We start from the raw sequence: 16946 nt of genomic DNA on the forward strand, positions 1-16946 counted from the left end.
GCGCGATGGACGATTTCGCCTTCTGGCAGCAGAAATTGATCCAGTTCTTTCACGATCCGCCGGCCAAGCCGTTTGCAGGCACGCCCAGGACGGGACGGCATACCAAGGTCGCGCAGAACCTGTTCGATGCCTTTCAGCGCCATAACGAAGGCCGCAAATGGCGTCCCTATTTCAGGGCAGCGGATTGGGCCGCCGCGGGGGCCGACCGCCCCTTGCTCTATGTCCCTCGCCAGCCCGGCGTCGGTGGGCTCGGCGCGGTGCGGTGGCCGAAGGCTCCTGTCATCACTCACCCATTGTCCCCAAACTTTCGCATGGAGCTGCCTCTGGACAGGGCGTCTGCCGAGTCGGCAGATCCGTTCGAGGACGAAGACGGACAGCCGCGCGATCTGTTCGAGGAAGAGACCGCCGTCGTGGAACAGCTTGCTGCCACCATTCCCGATTGGACCCGGACTGACATGTTGCAGCGTGGGTTCGTGACTCTCTGGCGCCGTTTCCGCGATGAGCTGGCCCGGCCGGAGCAGGACAGGCCAAGCGATCCACTCTGGCTGGAAATGCCCGCCGATAGCCGATGTCCCGATCACTCGATCTGGGATCATCTGAAGATCACGACGGCGCTTGCCTTCCTGCGACATCACAAGCTCGATGAAGCCGTCGGAGACGAAGGCGAGCGCGCGCCCTGGATGCTGCGGATCGCACTTGGACCCGTCAGCCAGTTCATCGGCCAGTCGCGCACCTCGCGCGATCTGTGGATCTCGTCCTACATTCTGTCCGATCTCGTTTGGCACGCGATGCAGACCGTCGTCACGCGGTATGGACCCGACTGCATCGTCTACCCCGATCTATGCGCCAATCCCCGTGCAGATAGCTGGCTGTTCGATGCCTTTCCCGAAGCGCTGCCCCGCGATCTGAATCCCGCAACCTTTGCTGCGGTCTTGCCGCAGGCCTTCGTGGCCCTGGTGCCGCGCGGAGGCGCAGGGCACCTGATCACGATCGAGGCGCTTGCCGAAGAGGCAAAGGCCGCAGTCGCGAACCGCTGGCGCCAACTGGCCGATGTGGTGGAGGAATGGCTCGCCTCGACGGTCAGACTCCCCGGTATGTCCTGGCGCAGGATCTGGAAACGTCAGCACGCACGCTGTCCGATCCATGTCACCTGGGTCGCAGTTCCCTGGTCCCCGATGGAGCGCATCGATGATCCGGCGTCGCTGAGCGACCGTGCTCTGCCGGCGAGCAGCAAGCCGGCGCCGACCTCGTCAGACGATCAGAGGGCGATCGAGCAGCGGCGACGTCGGCTTGCTCCATGGATGCCGGTGGAGACATGGGCTCACTACGAGCTTGCTCGCACCGTCTTTGCGAGAAGTCGTCTCGACTTTCTGCAAATGGAGCGCGGCTTCGACTATGCGTTGACGCACCACCAGCTCCGCATCCGTCACGCGTTGCGACTGGCGAGCGATCCGACGCCCTTTGTCGATGACGAACCCGGCGAGAAATGCACCTTGTGCGGCATGCGCGAGGCCTTGCACGACGACGACGGCGCGGGCGACAGGCTCGGGTCACGCCGGCATGGGACCCGAAAATTGTGGAGCAATCCCAAGCTCGATCCGGACGAGACCGGCTCCGAGCGCCTGTGTGCGGTGTGCTCCGTCAAGCGTTTCCTTGTCAAAGCGGACGACGAGGCCTTGTTCAACCGGTTGTGGTCGGGACCCACCAATCCAGGGGAGGCCCGCGACCGCGACAACGCATTTCGTGTTCCGTTTCCGTCGACGGCGACGATCGCGGCACAGCGCTATATCGCCGATATCGTGACGAGTGGCCGCTATGAGGCCGAGATCGGCAATGTGGTGCGCGCCTGCCGCGCGGCGGGCCTGCCACAGACCAGCTTTCCCCGCGCCTTGCCGCAACTCGCGGCCCTCATCAATGGTCGCGGTGCCATCATCCGGGAGTTCCTGGAGTACGAAGCCCAGGACGTGCTGTTTCCGGAAACGGCAGATGCCAAGAAGCGCGCGCGCGAGGCGCGCAAGCTGGCTACGAGCGGCTATCGCGAATTGAAGGCGGCGGTCGAGCGGTTGCGCAAGGCCACGAGCGACGCGAATGAGGGCAAGCCCAACAAGCGCATCGCGGTCATCCGCCTCGATGGCGACAACATGGGCGAGCTGCTGCTCGGCTCCGCCGACAGCATCGCGGCCAGATGGCGCGACGTCCTGCATCCAGAAGTGATCCGGCGCTTGATGGATCCGGCAAAGAACGCCTATCTGCGCGGCGCAGGCTGGACCGACCTGCTGGATTGCAAGCGCCTCACCGGACCGGCTCTGCATGCCTTCATCAGCCGCGCGCTCGGCCATTTCAGTCATCGGATCGTACCATGGGTCGTCGAACGCGAATTCTCGGGCCGGCTGGTCTACGCCGGCGGTGATGATGTGCTCTGCATTGCACCTGCGGATGAGGCCGTCGATCTGGCCGCGCGACTTCAGCAGTTGTTCAGCGCCGCCTGGATCGTCGATACCGACCCGCATGAAGATCCCTGGACTTGGCGACGCCGGGACTGGGATGGACACTACGATCAGGACAAGGCCCGAACGCGCTTCCGAATTCCGATGCCCGGGGAAAGCGGCGAGGATGGCTCGATTCGCCTCGGCTGGAGCGAGCAGCGTGTTGAACCGCATGTCTGCGATCCGCATCGGGGCGACGTGGCCAAGCCCAAGATGGAGCTCACGGGAGACCTCTTGCCGATGCTCGGAAGCGGCGTCAGCCTTTCGGCCGGCATCTCGATTGGCCATTACAAGACGCCGCTTTCAGTCCAACTCCAGCGTTCGCACAGTCTGTTGAAGTTCGCCAAATCGTCAGGCCGGTCCCGGGTCGGGATCGGTCATGGTTCGCGCGGCGGCGAGAAGACGCTGTTCGCGCTCCGGTGGACCCCAGCCGATCGGCCACCCGCGCATGATCTGATCGGTACGGTCACGCGGGGTTTTCGCGATGGGACGCTCCCGGGGCGCCTGCCCTATAAGCTCAGGCTCGTCGCGGAGTCACTGCGCTGCGGGCTGGAGCGGATCGTGGAAGCTGGCGGTGACGCCGCGCATCAGGCCGAGCGGCGGACACGGCTGATCGAAGGGCTGTTTCGCGCGTCGATCGACGAGGGTCCGAAAGACGTTCAAGAGGCTGCGCTTGCACTCTGGCGAGAGGGCATCGAACTGCATGGGCGCGACAGCGAAGGGGACGCCGAGGAGCGCTACACCGACGGTCTTCTGCTGTGTCGCGAACTGGCACGCGATGCCGCCGAGGAGGAGCAGGAGGCATGAGCGACTTTCTCATCGAGCCGGCGGAGCCGCTGGTGTTCGCGCCGCCTCGCTCCTTCGTGGCCGGCGAGGCGCATCGCGTGCGATCGCAGTTTCCGCCGTCGCCCTTCGCTTTCCAGGCGATGATCCGGACGCGTCTTCTGCACGCGGCCGAGCCGCCGCTCGACCTCGGCGCACCGGTCAGGTCCGAGATCGAAGCGCTGGTGGGGACCTCGTCGGAGCTTCCTCCCGGATGGCAGATCAAGGGGCCGTATCCGGCGCGACGCGTGCCGGGCAGGGAGCGCCGGGATGACGTCATCGAGCCGTGGATTCCCGCGCCCCGCTTCCTCTTGCGCCGGAACGCCCGGGTGCTGCCGATGCGCTGCATCGAGTCGGATCATGCCGCGCTGAGCGATCTCGGTGAAGAGGCGACGTGGCTCGGCAGGCCGGAGCAGGCGGGAGGCGAGATCCTCGACGGATGGGTAGGGCCAGCCAATCTTCGTGCAGCTCTGTCGACTTCAGACGACGAGGGCCTCAAGACATGGGACGACGACCAATGGCGGCCCGCAAAGCCGCCGTTCGTACGCGACGAATTCCAGCCTGGTCTCGCCATCGACACCGGCAGGTCGACGGCCCGCCATGGGCTGCTGTACTTCGCCGAAGCGCTGAGGTTCGAAGCGGGCGGCGGTCTGTACGGACATCTCGCCGGGACTCTTCCGGCCCGCATCGATCCCCGCGCCTTGAGACACGGCATCGGACATGTCGGACGCCGTGGCCGGTTGGCGACCTTCCGGCCGGTCGAGCGGCTGCATCCGGACTGGGTCCACGTCATGCGTGGCGACCACCTGCCGACAGCGATCGAGGATGGCGCCAGCTTCTGGCTGATCGCCGCGACGCCGGTGGCGCTGAAGGACAACCACAGGCCTGAAGCGCGCGATCCCCTGCCGGGCGGTGTGACGATGACGGTCATCGCGGCATTCACCGGCCGGCCCTTTCCACTTGGCGGACTTGAATACGTGACCGGTCGCGCACGGCCAAATCGGCTCTATGTGCCAGCCGGCAGCGCATGGGCCATTCGTCTTCGGGGCGGCACGCCAGAGGCGCGGCGCGCGGCTCTCTTTGCTTTGCATGATTGTCACCCGTTCGGGCCGGACAATGAGGCGGCAATGGGCTTTGGGCATATCCTCGCCGGGCTCGGTCCCCGGCCGGCTTCGACTATTGGGAGGGAGCCACGATGACGGTCTGGAGCGACTGCGCCCTGTTAGGCGTCTACACACTTTCCCCCACTCATTACGGCACCGGCCAGACCACGGGCGCAGTGGATCTGCCCATCGCGCGCGACGTCGTGACCGGTTTTCCGGTGCTGCCGGCCACGGGCATCAAAGGCGTCCTGCGCGACCATTGCGACAAGGCGCTCGGCAAGGATACAGACGTGCTGTTCGGTTCGGCGATTGGCGCGACCGACGCCGACGAGACGCAGGCTGGACGTCTGGCGCTGACCGAGGCGCGGCTGCTGGCATGGCCGGCGCGCTCGCTGAGCCGCCCATTTCTACACGTCACCTGCCCGTTGATCATCGAGCGCCTCGCGCGCGATCTCCGCGCCATGGGAGGTGAGAACCTGTTGGCCGTTCCCGAACTGCCCTTGCATCAGGTGAAGCGGGCGCTGGTCGCAGACCAGAGCTTGGAAGGCGGCATCCTGGTGCTCGATGATCTCATCTATGAGGCCGCGGAAGTGGTGCATTCGCCGGAGGCCAAGACCCTCGCTGCCGCGCTTGCGTCGCTTCTGCCGACCGCAGAAGCTTTGACGGCGCAGCGGCTCCAGAACGGGCTCGTGGTTATTCCTGACGAAGACTTCACTGCGTTGATGACGACCGCCGTTCCCGTACAGGCGCGGATCAGCTTGAACGAAAAAAAGACGACGACGGGCGGCGTCGGCAATCTTTGGTACGAAGAGTATCTGCCCTCTGACTGCCTGTTTGTCTCGTTCATTGGCGAGAAACGCAATGCCAACTCGGATGTCCGCCTATCGCGCCTCGACAGCGCGGCAGAGGCATTCAATGTCATCCAGATCGGTGGCAACGAAACGGTCGGACACGGCCTGTGCCTGTGTACGATGCGCCGTGGCGGCGGAGGCGCGTCATGAGCATCGCAGACAACCGCAGCATGTCTGCGCTACGGGCGCGCTTCTGCTTCGATGACGTGCAGCAATGGTCGCCAAGGTGGCGCGGCGAAGCAACCACGCGAGTGAAGTCGCTTCCGGTGCAGATCCGAAGCCAGGGCCTTCTGGTGACGCTGGCGACGCTGATGAACGAGGGCCGGGACCACAGCATGCCGTTGGTGGACGTTCTCGCAAGGTGGCTGCTGGAAGCGGCGCCAAAGAGAACGCTCCGCGCGCCGACGGGCCAGACAGATCGGACCAGACTGCTCGGTGCATGTTCGACAGCATCCCGGGCGGAATACGCGGCGGCGCAGCATGAGGCGATCCTGCTGTTCGATCAGATCAAGCTCTATGCCGTCGCGCTCCATGGCGAAAAGCGAGAGCATCATGGCTGAACGACTGCTGGCCTACGTTCCCGGCGGCGAAGCAACCCGCACGCAGGTGATGCGGCAGGCTGCGGGCCCTGCGGACTCGTCTCCGCCCAATGCCGGGCTCATATGGGATCGCTACCTTCCGATCTGGACGCCCTCGGGCGAGCGGAGCGAATTGCGTAAGCCGCTCGAAGCGTTCGTCAAGATGTTCAACGATCGTGTCAAAGCGCAACCGGAATACCTGAACGAACAACTCGCGCGCCACATTCGTGCTCTGGAGCAGCTTGCCAAGCAACCGGAGATCAGGCTCGGAACCGTCGAGTGTCAATTCAGCTGGCGTTTCGTGACCGGGACGGGAGCCGACCATCCCACCGAGAACGGCTTCACCTTCCACCGGACCACGGGGCTGCCCGTCATTCCCGGCTCGAGCATCAAGGGTCTCTGTCGCGCGGCGGCGGGGCTCGAAGGGATGTCCGAGAGCGAGACCGAGCGCCTGTTTGGTCCTGCAGAGATCAGCTCCTCACGGCCCGGCTTCCGGGGCGCGCTCTCGTTTTTCGAGGCCATCCCGAAGCGCCCGCCGGGTCTGTGCGTCGACGTCATCAACTGCCATCATCCCCGTTACTATCAGCAGGGCGGCAGTGAGCCGACGGAGACCGAAAGCCCGGTCCCCGTCTTCTTCGTTGCAGTCGATGAAGGGGCGCGTTTCGTATTCTCCTATCTGGCGCGGCAGCAGGCCGATCTGGAGACGGCGGAGCGTTTGCTGCGTCTCGGCCTCGAATGGATCGGGATCGGCGCCAAGACGGCGGCTGGCTACGGAGCGGGAGTGATCGGGGGATGACTGCGTTTGGTAGGGTGACGGACGGGCAAAAGCGGGCCGATGGGGCTCGTGTGGCGCAGTCTCTCGTGACCAGCGCGCGATAGGAGCGGTGAAGCCGTGGACCGCCGGCGTTTGCAGAAGCATTTTGAAGGACCGCGACGCACAGGAGAAATGACATGGCCAAGACCACGCCCGGTTCGGCCAATGGTGGCGGCTCGCTTCTCTCACCCGATGCGATGGGCGGTATCAACGCCAGCAAAGGCTTCGATTTCCAGCTCCGCTACACTGTGTGTCACCTGCCGATCTGGTTGCAGGATGGCTCGTTTCATCAGCTCTTCACGGAGGGCACCGGCGACATCGACATTCGTTATCTCGTGAACGGCACGTCCCGCCGCAAGCACATCCAGACGAAAGACCACGACGTCACGCCTGCGGAATTCAAGGATGTCATCGCGGCATTTCGTGCATGTGAGGCGGGCATGCCCGGCATCTATCAGGAGTTTCGGCTGGCTTGCCCTGGACTGTCGCAGCAGATGCGGCCGATCGAAGCCGGCCTGGCACGCTTCCGCAATGCCAAGCCCTTTTATGACGATGTCAATTCGGCCCTGGCTCGAACCGAATCCGACGTGGACGAGCGCTTGCGAAGCATAGGCCTCAGTGACGAGGACATCGCCTTCATCCACGAGAAGGTCTTTCTTGAGCTCGGGCTTGGCCTGTTGGCTCATGACGACGGCGCGCTGGATCTCTTCATCGCCAGAATGCTCGATCATCCTGAATATGCGACCAGGATACGAGCGATGGTCCAGCCCGCTTACGCTGAGCTTCTGCACAAGGTCGGCGCGAGCAAGGGTGTCGTTCTCGACCGATCGCTTATCGAGACTCTATTGCGTTCTGCGGTTCTCATCGACTTGTCGGCGGAGGCCAGTGTGACGGTCTGGATCCACAATTGGACGAAGGAGGCATTCGCGCCGCCTGCGGATTACGAGCTGGACTGGACGCACCTGTTTGATCGCGGATCGCGACAGGTTCCTTCAGCGGACGCCTGGACGAATTATATTGTCCCGCGACTTGATGCCTTGCGGAAGCAGATCATGGCGGCGGGCACCGTCCGGACAATTCGGCTACGCGGAAAATGTGCCCTCTCGACCGGTATTGCGCTTGGCGCAACATTCCCTGCGGTCGGCAGCTGGAATTTCGAAATCCCGCAGCCGCCCGCAAAGGATCTCTGGCGTTCGGACGCAACGCCGACACCTGGCTACGCGTTGCAGACGGACCTCGCAGAGGCCGACCCAAATGGCACCGACCTCGTTGTCGGCTTGAATATCCGTGGCGATGGCCGCGGCGATGTCCTGCGCTACGTTGCTTCCACCGGTCAGGCGCCCAATGCGTTTGTATTCATGTCGCCACCGAGCCAGGGGGCACAATCCATCGGCGGCGATGGCGACGCCGTCGCCATGGCGATCGCCGTCCGGGAGGAACTCGGCAGGTTGCTGAAGGAGCGTCAGCTACGCCTGACAAGGCTGTTCTTCTATGGCCCGCTCGCGCTCTCGGTTTTCCTCGGGCAGCAGCTCACATCGATCGGCCGAGTTCAGCTGTTTGAGTATCAGGACCCTGGCTATGCACCGAGCTGCCTTTTGAAGACCTGACCTTTCGATCGCTCCCGAGGTCGCGTGAGAGGCTGGCGATATTGCGGTCGAGTTGCCTGTTGAATTGCCATGGCGTCTGCCCGTCACCACCGGCACCGCCGCCATTGCGGCGGACACGGCGCCAGCCGGCCCGCAGGCTCGCCTCGGCCGTGATCGCAGCAAACAAAGCGGGAGCGTGTGCCGGCGTGACGATCATGATCATCTGATAGCGCATGCCGTGGCTCTGCACGCCCTCGACAACCTTGCCGCCGATGCGTCCACGATCGGCCGCAGGTAAGCTCGCATCGTTGATTTCAGATCGAGGAGGCCGTCATGACGATCTTGGATTTAGCGCGCACCACATTCGAGGCGCGCCGCAAGCGAACCGAACCCGAACTGGTCGTGCCTTACGACGCCGCGCTCGAACGGGCGGTGACGCTCGCGCCGGCGTTTCGTGCCGACCGCGAGGCGCTGGAGGCGATCGCACCATGTCTGGAGACGCCGGCCTTGCCGCCGCGCGTCCGGGGAATGGCCCTTGTCGTCATCACCGGACTCTGCGCGATCAGTCCGGTCCTGGTCGCATCGGCCTCCGTTTTGTCGATGCTGCTCGGCGCTCTGTTTGGACTCGCCATCTCATTCTCCGGCGATCGGATCGGGGCGGCAGTCCGACTTCTCTCAGGTTCGGTCGGTCTGGATCGGTCGGGACTGCTCGGCCTCTCGCTCGCCGTTGCTGAACTCGCGGCGGTCGTCAGCGGCGCCGCCGTCGCAAGCGGCTCGGCGTGGTCCGCTACGGGCTTGCTCACATTGGCTGCGGCCGCGGCTGCTCTCGGTTACCTGACACGTACGGCCGACGTCCACGCCGAACAGCGCGAGCTTGCGCGGCTGATCGCCCGCCGCAAGCTGGACCACAGCGAGCAGGCCATCCGGCAGGCGATCGACGCATTGCGGTCGGCTCATGCGGCCGATCTCAGTCGGCTCGCGGCTCAAATGGGACATGCTCCTTCAACGAGAGACGTCGAGGCTGTCGTTGCTCGCTGAGACCGCCTCTGGAACGAATCGTGGCAATCGTTGCCGGGCGTGCAGCCCGGCACTTTGCATTTGGACAGCAGCATTGCCAGGAAGCGGGTCCGCCGAATGGGGAGCGATAGAACTTATGAAGAACAAAATACGGCAAATTCACGTCAAGTCCGCGGCGGAAAAAATACTTGGAATCGCCCCTTGCAAGATTTTGAAAAAGCGGGAGAATTTTGGGGTGAAGAGTCTTCGACTGAGCCCCGATCTCAAGGGGAATGAAACGCCCTGGTCGACGAGGGGCTGGAGCAAGTCGCGTCTTCGACTGAGCCCCGATCTCAAGGGGAATGAAACAAATAAAGTCTTCCACCCGCCAGGTGGTGTAGTCTTCGACTGAGCCCCGATCTCAAGGGGAATGAAACTCTTATCCAACCTGCGCCAGCAGATTGGGTCGGTCTTCGACTGAGCCCCGATCTCAAGGGGAATGAAACCCATGATTCACCACGATGGTTTCAGGCTGACGAAGTCTTCGACTGAGCCCCGATCTCAAGGGGAATGAAACCTGCTGGGCCTTGAGGTTGGCCATGCAGGCTTTGTCTTCGACTGAGCCCCGATCTCAAGGGGAATGAAACGCAGAGGCCCCAACTGGGCATCAAGATACGTCGTCGTCTTCGACTGAGCCCCGATCTCAAGGGGAATGAAACGGTCGCGATCTGCTTGTACCAGTCGTTGAGCGTCTTCGACTGAGCCCCGATCTCAAGGGGAATGAAACTGAGACGCCGACGGTGAGGCCGAGAAAGATGCGTCTTCGACTGAGCCCCGATCTCAAGGGGAATGAAACACAATCACCTTGCGGTTACTATGCTCAGTATTGTCTTCGACTGAGCCCCGATCTCAAGGGGCATTTCAGTCGGGTCGAATGGCCGACGACGCGGTGGTGGCGGCTATCAGCATGACGCGCTAGGATGATTGTCATCGTTCGCAACCGTCCTGCCACTGGCCTGTATTGCGATGTTTCGCGTTCTCTCAGATCACACCCGGCTTGAGCCCGAGCTCGCGCAAGGACATTCGCCGGACGCTGATCGTCCGTCGAGCGATGTTCCGCGTCTCGCTGTGTTGCGTCTTCAACTGTCCTTCATGATGGAGGAGGCCGTCGTCATGCCCGCCAATCGGGGCAGCTTGTGGCGCGGCGTGCTCGGATCGGCGTTGAAGCGGCTCGACGAGGGCATTCTGCCGGGGATTTCGACCGGCCACGTTGCGCCGGGATCGCTCTACGATACCTTCTTTGCGTCGAGAGCCGCGGCAAGGGACGGCTCCGACATGCCGGGGGATTCCGCGCCGCGCCCCTATGTCGTCGATGCGCCGCCGGCCGGCGGCGTCCAGTCGCTGGCGCGAGGCACGGTCGAGACGATCGGCTTGACCCTCATCGGCCGCCCGGCAAGCGCGGTGGAGGCCGTGCTGGCGGCCTTCGACTTTGCAGCGCGCCGGGGTCTCGGCCCAAGGCAGGGCGCAGACCGCCTGCGTGGCCACGCCTATCTGTGCCAGGCAAAAGCGGTGTGGCGCAATGCTCAGGACGATGCCGTCGTGTTCGATCCGGCGCAGGGCTTCCGGCCCGTCGCAGCCGAGGTCCCGGTTGTGCCGCCCTGTCCGCCGCGTGTGAGGGTCATCCTTGCGACGCCCCTCCGTCTGGTGCGGTCCGGCATCGGTGTCGGTCCGAGGGAGTTCACGCCAGCCCTTTTGATCGGCGGCCTCATCCAGCGCGTGACCGCGCTGTCATCGCTCTATGGTGACATCCGTCTCGTCCCGGATCATGCAGTGCTCAAGCCGCTGGTGTCGCGGCTGATTGCGCGCGAGGCCGAATTCGTCTTCGCCGACCAGTTTCGCTGGTCTGGCAATCACCACCAGGAGATCGCCGCCGGCGGAATCGTCGGCAGCTTCACGCTCGACCTCGATGGAGCCGAGGCCCTGTTTCCGTATCTCTGGCTGGCGCAATGGCTGCACGCCGGCAAGGGCGTCGTTTCCGGGCTGGGGGCGATCAGGCTTCGGCCCGTGTAGCCGGCGCAGAACAAGGTTGTCGCGCTGGAAGATGCCAGCGGCGCCGTTACACTATGGCCTGCTTCAACCTTCCTCATATCGCGATGACACCTACTGAGCCAGATCGCAGATCTCCGCCGGATTACCCGCGGCGCATCCTGCTCGCGTCGCTCGGGGTGGCGCCGCAACAACTCCAGGCAAAATTTCGCGACCCACTAACGGACCGAAACACCTCCAAATCCTCAAGCGGCGGCCTATCGAAGCTCCGAATAGGCCTGAATCGGCGGACGCAGATTGCTGTCTTCGCTGGGCGTGAACAGGCCGCGATCGAGGTCGATCGTCAGCGAGAAGCGACTCGGCCGATCCACCATGCCCGAGCCCACGACGGCGCCTTTCTCATACGCCTCATCGGCAAAGTGCACATCGATCTCGTCGAACTGGAGCCCGTAGCGATACCGGTTCGTCCCCTTGGGAAGCTCGAACTCCGATATCCAGATCATTTCTGGATGGAAGAATTGCGGCGTCACGCGCTTGCTCTCCACGGCCTTTCCCCGCTCATTGTAGACTTGGATGCCGGAGGTGGGCTTGGAGTTGTCGAGCACAATCAGATGCACGTTCTGCAGCGGATAGCGGATGAGGCTGGCATATTCCGGCGGCAGCTTCCTCTCCTTGCCGAAGCTTTCCGGCACTTCTGGATTGCGGTTGGTGTAGCCGACCCCCTGGACGATCGTCCTAATATGCTTGTCCTCATGCATGATGACTTCGACGGTCCGCTTCGGCGTCACCTGGAATGGCTTCAAGTTCGTGATAGATGACAGGTGCAGGTGCGGATGGATGGTCTGGGGCTGATATCGCGCAACGGCGAGCTGGATCATCGGAGCATGGGCAGGGCCCGGGTCTACGCCGATATCGACGTAGAATTCACCGCACTCATCGTCGAATTCTGGCTTGTAGAGCAGCACCGAGACTTTCTGCGTGTTGTCATTCGGAAGAGGAACATTGCTGAGCGTGGAAACAAATCCCGAGAAGCGTTCTCTAGTGATCGTACCCGTCAGCGGAGTCGAGCGGACGGTGGAATCCGATCCCCATCGCGTTACGAGATCCGCGATCGGGCTGAGATATCCCGGCTTTCCGTCTGCACCCAGGTCCTTGCTCAGGGCCGAGGCGGGAATGTCCCGCAGCCGCGGCGCATTCAACGCTTCGGTCGCGCTCAGCGGCACGGGCTCGAGCACCGGCGGGGGCTCGGACTTCCGCGAATAGGGCCGGTCGCTTACGAGGTCGCCCGGCGCACATACGACGGCGAACAATTCGTCCGGGCCGGAAGCGTACCAATCCCGTCCAAGGTACAATCGCGGATAGCAGTGCTTCTCGATGCAAATCCGCCGACCAGGTTCGAAATTCGTGAGCCGCTCCGGCGTGATCCACTGCAGGCGCGTCACGCTCGGTAGCGGCGGTGCTGCGGAAGCGGGCATCATGACTTTGAAGAACCGGACGTTCTTCTTCTCCTCCTCGTTCATCTCCGTCATTCGTTTCGAATCAGTCGGAGGCCGTGTCTCCACATCGAAGCGACCGAGCGCGTCCTTTTCCGGATTGGCCGTTTCGATCGCGGGGAAATCGTTGACGAAGCGGGACGTCGCGACGACGCGCAAGCACAGTTCGCGGGCCGCGGTGTCGCTGAACGGAAAATTCAACCCCCGCAACGATCCGGTTTCGTCAAAGGTGAGGTCGAGACGGCCCTCCGGGTTGGTTCCTCTGTCCCGCGGAATCCTGATCGCGTCATGGAACAGCGGCCGGTCTCGCGTCGGAGGATTAAATCTGAACCGCGGCCCATCTTTGGTCGCTCCGGTCGGGTTGGCGGGTTGGATCGCCACCGCTGGATCGAAATCCGGCCAGCTTGCTTCGATTCGCAGTTCACCGGTCGAGGCGCGGTCGATCTCGATCTGGCCGACGAAATAGGCCGTGGCGCCTTCCTCTTCGCTCGGCAGATCGAGCGCCGACAGCAGGTCGGTCGGATCGAGCGTTTCGGCATATTTCTCCCACGAAGTGTTTCGCTTCACGCGCACGGGCTGGATGGCGAGAAGCGGAACGTCGCGCCCGACGGGGCGCGGGCGCATGGGAATCACCGGCACCATAAGCGGCTTTTCCACCGCATGGACGACGCTAAGCGTCATCCATGCGTTGATGCCGTTGTCCGGCGTCTGCAACAGGAGTGCCGCGAATGCCTGCGAGAATGCCTCGGTCACGGCCTGGCGTTCAGCGTTCCGCCCGTCCTTTTGTTTCTTGAGTGCCTTTTCGGGCGGCAATCCGTCCGCCAAGTCCTCGATGTATTGTTCGAGCGCTGAATCGAAGGTGAGGCCGCGAACCGTTGTCTGCGCGGCGGCGCGGATCACGGACATGAAGGATGCTTTCAGATCGCTCCGTCGGCGCAGGAGCTCGTAGCCGTCGGGTACGCTCCAGATCCGCAGATTGACCTCTTCCGCCGGCGCGATCTCAAGCGCCAGCCGCTCGATCTGCCGCGTTATGCCGCCGCCCTTGATTCTTCCCTTGGCATCGCCGAAGTTGACACGACCCCCGTTACGGCCCTCGGACCAGCGCCGGATCAGAAGCTCGATCGGCTGCGCGGTAACCGGAGAGGCGCCTTCTTTCCAGAACGCATGCAGGGGAAGATCGTCCGGAAACCCGGCAGGAACCGCGCCCGACCGCTCGAATCGGACCCGCAAATTCCGCGCCAGCGGATCGGGATAGTACGGGGCTCGCGGCTGGTACGCCGAGGTGCGCGGAAGCAATACGGCTGGCCGGCTCTGCTCCTGCTGAGGCTTCTTCTCCGTGAGCTTCGTCGGCATCGGCTCGCGCGTCGATTCACCGTCGGTGATGAAGTTGCCGTTTTCCTCATGCAGGGAATAACCGGAAAATGCGCCGGGCGGCTTGGCGTCGAATACGGAGTCGAACATTCCTGCCTGTTCGGCGCGCTCGAATGTCGTGCGCGGCGGCACTAGATAACGCCGCGCCACGTCCTTGTCGTCCGCGGGCTTGCTGGCGGTGCGCAGCACGATGCGCTCGACCTGCTCGCCGGCTCCCCGGTTGGTCGGGTCGGCGTTTTTCGATTTTGAGGGCAGGTTTTCGTGCTTGCGCCACAGGAGCGCCTCTTCCTGCGAGACCAGGATGCCGGGCGCCGGCGTATCGTGCGGGGGACCGAATTTGTAAGGGGTGACGGTAGAGCCGGTAGCAGAGGCGCCGAGTACGACGGTTTGATCCTTTCCGCGTGCATTGAACACACGTGTGATATCGGCCAGCGACGGGCTGCCGCCGTTGGGATAGACCGGCGCCAGGCCGAGCAAGTAACTGTCGCCGGTACGCAACGCCGGCTGCTTGTCGACATCCTCGTGCGAAAAACGGTAGGTCATCGCGAGCGCGAGATCAGTCTTTGGATCCTGCCCCGGCCAGTGCGTTTCTTCCGTCGGGTTTTCTCCCGGTGCGGCATCCGTACCTTCGCTCGCGCCGGCGCTAGTGCGCACATCTGTCGACAGCGCTAGGCTCGCACCCATCCAGGCAAACATCTGCTGATCGGCCGACGCCGTGGCCGGGGGATTGCCGGTGCCGGCGCCAACCAGCTTATGTGCCACGCGCACAAGACCATGATCGCGCCGCCGGACCTCGCGATATTCCTCTTGCTGGTCGACAGCGCGTAGCGCCTCGATACTGACGGTTCGCGCGACCAGTGAGCGCCATTCCTTCCCGTTCGTAACCTGTCCAGCATTGTCGACCGGCTGTTCTCCGTGTTTCCAGCGTTGGACAAAGGGACGGTAGCCGATCGCCAGATCCTCGGCAAAAAACGGATTCGCCGCGGTGCCTTTTGGATTGGGATTTCCCTCCGCGGCCACTCTTCCCATTGCGAGACCGGACACCATGTGCCCCATGACGCCGCGATCGATCAATTGCAGGCCTCTGGCCTGCCGTTCGGGCAGCTTGGTGGAAACGGTGTCCAGGAGGGTGCCGTCGCGCTGGGCCCCCTCGTTTTGCTCGGCCTGCATGCGCAGCGCGCCGATACTGTTAGAGATATTCAGCGTGACAAGTTCGAAGCGGTCGTCGGCGTAAAGATCGACCACGCCGTTCTTCATCGGAGGCAGTAGCGAAGGGGGCAGGCTGTTCTTTAGGCGGTGATTCCGTTGACCGCAGGGCCGGAAGTAGCGGCCACTCTTGGTATCGCATTGATAAGCGACGTAGTGTGGGCTGACCATACTCTCAGCCAGCTCGGCCTCCAGAGCTTGCGGACTTTTGTCGAGCTTGGACGTGAACCAGGCTACAATCAAGTCACAGCCGTCAAGCGGATTATTGAGCGGATCAGTGACCTCAAGCTCTACATCGATGATCAGCCGCAGATATTTGGCCAGCGTCGGTTGCGATCGAATTCCGAAGAATTTGCGCCGGACGATATCGTCCATCTGGTGGGCAGCCGACTTGGTCGCATGGCGCAGTCGTTCGACATCCTTGGCTCCGATGGGAGTACTTTGCCAATGGCGGTGATAAGCTTGAAAATTCTGTGCCGCCTGCATCCGATAGTTCGATATCGTGTCAAGCATCGCCCTCGTTGCGGGTTTGCCGGATTGCCGCCGGATGACGTCGCGGATCAAAGCCCGCATCATGTTTCGTCCCATTCCGGGGGGTTGAATGAAGCCGTCAGGCGCCGGAGTTTGCCGACTACTCTGCGCCCCAGGCCGTCCGATGATGCCGAGCAATGCCTGCTGGACCGCGTCCAGTTGCTGGCTTGAGAGCTTTTCCTTTGCGGTGACATTCGCCGCCTCGGGCGAAAGACGCTGCAAGGCGCCGAAGGCGTCGCCCGGAGGCGCGCCGATGCCCATGCGGGCCAGCTCATCAAGGATATTGCGGCGAAAGCTGGCGAGCAGCGTCTGCCGGAACGGGCGATCGAGATACATGGACGCAAGCGAATTTATCCAGGTCGAGTCCACAAGGCCGAGTGCCTCGCCGGCTCCAGTTTTCGAGACGCTGTCAGCCAGCCGGTCCGGGTCGAGCTTGTTCGAGCCGGTCGCAGCCATTCGCGTCTCATTTGCCACGAGCAGGCTTGCCAGTTTGAGAAACTGGGTTTCGCCGTAGAGCGATTGAAGCAATTCGGCCAGATAGTGCGTCTGCACCCAGTTCGATCTCGGCAGATTCACCTGATTACGGTGAATATCGACGATAAACTTGTCCTGGTTGTCTCGGAACGCCTTGGCGATGTCATCTGTGGGCTTCAATTGCGCCGTGAACGCCGGGGCGATATTGGGAGGTTGGTGATTTTCGGCGAGAATGTCTTTCAGCGTGGGGAACCCATCGGAGGGCTCGCGAAAAATTTCGCCCCAAAGCCCGTTGGCGCGGGCAGCAACAGGCTTGTCCGAAAGCGCGGCACCGGCACCAATCACGACTTTGGGGTATTCGCGTGAGCCATCGGCGCGCTGGATCGCGACAACGAGCTTGTTGGCGCCATCGGTAATCGCTTTCGGCCAATTCCGCAGGTCGACCGATCTCCCGAGTGTGTCGCCGCGGGTATCCGGCGTCAACACAATGCTGAGTCGGGCGTTGCCAGATGCGGAAAAGCCCTCTGGAATCGCGGTGCAGTGAATTCCGACCCGCACTGGCACTGGATCAGGCATGTAACCTCACAAA

At 63.0% G+C, this 16946-nt stretch carries 9 protein-coding genes and 1 CRISPR repeat array; of the genes, 8 read left to right on the forward strand and 1 reads right to left on the reverse strand.

Annotation, left to right across the window (positions count from 1 at the left end; all coding sequences use genetic code 11):
• The first annotated feature begins 5 nt into the window (after window positions 1-5).
• From cas10 to cas6, 8 genes are all read left to right on the forward strand, one after another.
• Complete coding sequence (gene cas10, locus QX108_RS24050; RefSeq protein ID WP_315783316.1) at window positions 6-3293, forward strand: type III-B CRISPR-associated protein Cas10/Cmr2; 3288 nt, start codon at window positions 6-8, stop codon at window positions 3291-3293.
• Window positions 3290-4507: a type III-B CRISPR module-associated Cmr3 family protein gene (locus QX108_RS24055; protein WP_315783318.1), complete on the forward strand. Its 1218-nt coding sequence runs from the start codon at window positions 3290-3292 to the stop codon at window positions 4505-4507. Before cas10 ends, QX108_RS24055 begins: the two co-directional genes overlap by 4 nt.
• Entirely contained in the window at window positions 4504-5412 is a 909-nt protein-coding gene (cmr4, locus tag QX108_RS24060; protein WP_315783320.1) for a type III-B CRISPR module RAMP protein Cmr4, read from the forward strand. The genes QX108_RS24055 and cmr4 overlap by 4 nt, the downstream gene beginning before the upstream one ends.
• Window positions 5409-5822 (forward strand): type III-B CRISPR module-associated protein Cmr5, encoded by a 414-nt coding sequence (locus QX108_RS24065; RefSeq protein ID WP_315783323.1) that lies wholly within the window; start codon window positions 5409-5411, stop codon window positions 5820-5822. The genes cmr4 and QX108_RS24065 overlap by 4 nt, the downstream gene beginning before the upstream one ends.
• Window positions 5815-6636 carry a type III-B CRISPR module RAMP protein Cmr6 gene (cmr6, locus tag QX108_RS24070; protein WP_315783325.1) on the forward strand — a complete coding sequence of 274 codons (822 nt, stop codon included), beginning with the start codon at window positions 5815-5817 and terminating at the stop codon, window positions 6634-6636. Before QX108_RS24065 ends, cmr6 begins: the two co-directional genes overlap by 8 nt.
• Window positions 6637-6791: 155 nt before the next feature.
• Entirely contained in the window at window positions 6792-8261 is a 1470-nt protein-coding gene (locus tag QX108_RS24075; RefSeq protein WP_315783327.1) for an SAVED domain-containing protein, read from the forward strand.
• A gap of 312 nt (window positions 8262-8573) precedes the next feature.
• Window positions 8574-9278 (forward strand): hypothetical protein, encoded by a 705-nt coding sequence (locus tag QX108_RS24080; RefSeq protein ID WP_315783329.1) that lies wholly within the window; start codon window positions 8574-8576, stop codon window positions 9276-9278.
• A 221-nt stretch (window positions 9279-9499) separates the two neighbouring features.
• A CRISPR array of direct repeats spans window positions 9500-10161; the repeat unit is 37 nt; unit sequence GTCTTCGACTGAGCCCCGATCTCAAGGGGAATGAAAC.
• Between the two features lie 248 nt (window positions 10162-10409).
• A complete protein-coding gene (gene cas6 / locus QX108_RS24085; RefSeq protein ID WP_315783331.1) occupies window positions 10410-11306 on the forward strand; it encodes a CRISPR system precrRNA processing endoribonuclease RAMP protein Cas6 in 897 nt (298 codons plus the stop codon).
• A gap of 233 nt (window positions 11307-11539) precedes the next feature.
• On the opposite strand, the gene QX108_RS24090 is transcribed toward cas6, so the two are convergent.
• Window positions 11540-16933, reverse strand: a complete 5394-nt coding sequence (locus QX108_RS24090) for a hypothetical protein (RefSeq protein ID WP_315783333.1) — start codon at window positions 16931-16933, stop codon at window positions 11540-11542.
• Window positions 16934-16946: the final 13 nt, after the last annotated feature.

The organism is Bradyrhizobium sp. SZCCHNR1002, from assembly GCF_032381435.1.
Taxonomy (GTDB): Bacteria; Pseudomonadota; Alphaproteobacteria; order Rhizobiales; family Xanthobacteraceae; genus Bradyrhizobium; species Bradyrhizobium aeschynomenes.